Genomic DNA, 3,725 nt, shown 5'->3' on the forward strand with positions numbered 1-3,725 from the left:
CTTTTGCGCCTGCGCCGCGGCAAGCAAGGGCAAGTTCAAATGGGTGGTGCTGGACATCGATCCTGGTTCCGGTTGGAAGCGCCGATGCGCGCGAGCGTCATCGGACGGTGAGCGTCGCGAGACGATTAAAGCCGCGCCCGACGACGGCGCTCATTTGCGCGACGCGAATGGTGAGTTGCGCCTGAGCCGCGCCAAAGTCGGCAAGCTCGTCGGACGCGGCATAGACGACGGAAGGCTCGACGCTGCTCAAGCGGCGCAAGACGGTGACGCCCGAGAGAATCTCGATCTCATAGTGTTCGCGCTCTTCGGCGAGCGGAACGTCGAGCGGTTCCCACGCGTCGGCCCCGCGCCGGGATCGGCGGACCCATGAGATGACGACACCGCTCAGATGACGTCGCGCCGCGAGACGAACCGGCGCAAACGGACGCAGGGCGTCGGCGTTCGCCGTTGCGGCGAATTCAGTAAAGGACGGATCGGAATGACTCTTCCCGGCCGGCCCGATGCGATATCGCCACGTGACGCCGAGATCCCTGCTGAGAGGAACGACAGCCTCATCGAGGCGAACGATCAATGCGCCGGCAGGCACGCTGCGCCCAGCTTCCGACTCGCTGCCCGCAAGCCCGCGCACGAGACGCGACAGCCGGTGGCTCCTGTCGCCAATCAATTCCGAACGTGCCGCCGAAAGGATTTCCCATCGCCCATCGGAGCCCTGGACGGCGAACAGGTTCGCGCCGGCAAGCGCGGCGTCGTCGTCGACCGACACGATCGCGCCCGACGAAATGTCGATGTCCAATACCGCCCGTGCATCCCAGCGCCAGAGCGATCCTGGTTCGAGGGCGTTGCGGGTTCGCCCGATGATGGCTGGAAGCGAAAGATATTGCGACAGCGCGTAGGTCGATCCGTTTCCCGAGCGCCAGATCGCCATGGCGCCGGGCCACGGATCGGCGGCGACCGCCACGTATTGCAGAGCCGAGGGCTCGCCACGATCGGCAGGCAGATCGAGAACAATCACCTGCGGCTTTCCCGCAATCGCCGGCGGACGACGTACCGGTCTTGCCGTCGATACGCCCGGCATCTCGAACACGGATGGCTCGACGGCGCGGGTCGAAACCTTACGCGTGGGCCCGTCGGCAATACGGATGATGCGATGCAGCTTCGCACCCGCATCCGTCGACAGGGCGATCACGTCACCCGGTTCGAGTTCGACGCGCCGGCTCGACAATTCGAACTCCGCCGTCTCTCTCGCCGCCCACATGTCCTGCAGCCACGCATCCGCCAAACGCTGCGCTTCCGCGCGGCGCGTGACGATCGCAAGATCCGCGCGTGTCTCTCTCCGGCTGACGCCGGCGAGGCGGCGGGATGCGACAGCGGCGCGCCGGTAGTCGATCTCGCTTTCGGTGAATCCCAGTTCGATCTGCAAAGGCAGTTCCGTTTCCTGCGACCGGTTCAGTCGGAGACTTTCCGTCTTGTCGGCGAGGACGAGATCGTCCCGCCCGATCGCGACGACGGCCCGCCCTCCCCGCCCGCGCCAGGTCAGTTTGCCGCCGCTCGCAAACGCGTCGAGACCGAACAATCGCGCCAGCGGTTCGAGTCCGGCCCGCGCCGACATCGGCCGATCGATCACGTAGCCGTCGAGAAAGCCGTCGACCGGAATGGCCGATGGTACGTCGAGGCCGAAATCCTTCAGAATGGTCGCAATCAAGCGGTCGAGCGGCGCGCCTTCGATGCGCCCGGTGATCCAATGACCGGTCTCCCAATTGGCGCCGTCGGCCCACACCGTGTCGAAATCCGGAAAGGCCGGAAAAGGACGCGCGTCCCACGCCCAGACGAACACGTTGGCCGGATCCACCATGCGGCCGCCGTAGAGAGGCGACGTGGGGTTTCCGCCGGAGACGTAGCCCGGCAATTGCGGATCGAAACGGGTGAAGATGGCTTCGAGACCGCGTGCTTGCGAGAGATCGTCGCGCACGCCGCGTGAGAACGGCGGATAGGCGGATTCCGACGATTTGGGATCGGGAAAGACGTTGGGCCCGTTCGGCCCCTTGTCGACGGCGGGTATGCCGATCTCGGTGAGCCAGATCGGTTTCGATTTCGGTTGCCACGGCGTCGTGGCGATTTCCGCGCCGCCCATACGCTCCTTGTGGGAATTCGACCACCAGGACACCAGGTCCTTGGCCCGATAGACCCACGGCTTCTCGTATGCACCGTCGGTGATGGGCGTGCGGCGCTGGGCGTTTCTGTCCGCCTGATCGGCGTAGTACCAGTCGAACGCCTCGCCGCTTGCGAGCCGGCCGCGCAGATATTCGATGTCGTAGGCGCTGCGCGCATCCGCGAGATCCGCGTGGTCCGGCCCGTCGCGCCAATCCGATATGGGGGGATAGTAGTCGATGCCGATGGCGTCGATGTCGGGATGGGCGAAGAGCGGATCGAGCGGGAAGCGAACCTCGCGACCGTCGCTGCGCACATGCGCGCCGTACTCCGTCCAATCGGCGGCATAGACGATTTTCGTGCTCGCGCCGACGATGGCGCGGACATCGCCCGCGAGGAGCTGCAGCGCATCGACCGCCTCGTAAAGGCCGGGCGCGGAACGAACCCGGGTCAGCCCGATCAACTCGCTGCCGATGATGAAACCGTCGACGCCGCCCGCCTCTTTGGCCAGATTCGCATAATGAAGCACCAACCGCCGCAGCCCCCAGGAGCGCGTGAACAGCGTGGTGACCTGCACGCCGGCCAGAAACGTGCCGTCCGGCGATCCGGCTTCACCGGGCGCGGGATGACACGTGATACGGCCGCGCCACGGATAAGGCGGCTGGCCGGTACCGCCGTAAGGATTCGGAAGCGTGTTTCCGGCCGACACGTCCATCATCACGAAGGGATAGAGAACAACCTCGATCCCCCTATCCTTGAGGTTCTCGATCATATCGAGAACGGACTCGTCCGATGGCGTTCCGCCGTAAGCGGGCCAGCCGTTGGAACGCGACACCGTTTTCGCCGCCTCGCGCAATATTCCCGCGACTTTCCACGTCGCGCCGTCCGTCGTCTTACTCGCCACGTCCACGCGTGGCGTGATGGTGCAGGACCCGGCGCGCAGATCGTCACCGAACCAGCTCACGACGAGGGAAACGCGCTTGAGATTGGGGCACAGCGCCTGCAAAGCGTCGAGCGAGGCATCGACGTCGCTGGCGCGCTGCCATTGATGCCGGTTTTCCAGCCTCGTCGAACCGAGGCCGAGCACCTGCATGACGGGCGTGCGATCATAACCGAACTCCGTCGCGCCCGGGATCAGGCAGACGGCGCGGACCATCTGGTTCAGACCGTCGACGGGGCGGATGATCTCGAAGGAGAATTGCGGGACGCGATTGCCGTATTCGGCGAGCGGCAATCGCTCGAACACCACATAGGCCAGGCCGCGATAGCAAGGTGCGGCGTCGGCCCCCTCCTTCGCGACGATGAGCGGATCCGCCGCCTGCGCCTCCGAGCCGGGATAGACACGCATGGAAATGGAACTGAGATCGATCTCGCGTCCGTCGGCCCAGACACGGCGGACATAGCCGATCTGCCCCTCGCACAAGCCGATGGCGAGATTGGCGAAGTACGTGTAGGTCACGTTGAGCGTCTTGCCGCCGCCTCCGCCGACGCTTTTGCCGCCCTGACTGCCCGATCGCTGCACCTCCGTGTTGGCCGCTTCCTCGAGACGCGTCGCCCAGATCAGCTGACCGCCGATC

Annotated in this window: 1 protein-coding gene; it reads right to left on the reverse strand. The window is 65.5% G+C overall.

All coding sequences use genetic code 11. The features are described from left to right. Positions 1-97 precede the first annotated feature (97 nt). Positions 98-3,725, reverse strand: a 3,628-nt coding sequence (locus tag AC1DT3_RS14600) for a baseplate multidomain protein megatron (protein ID WP_477465969.1), incomplete at its 5' end; no start/stop codon positions are given.

It is taken from the genome of Microvirga sp. P4_G7, from assembly GCF_056401005.1.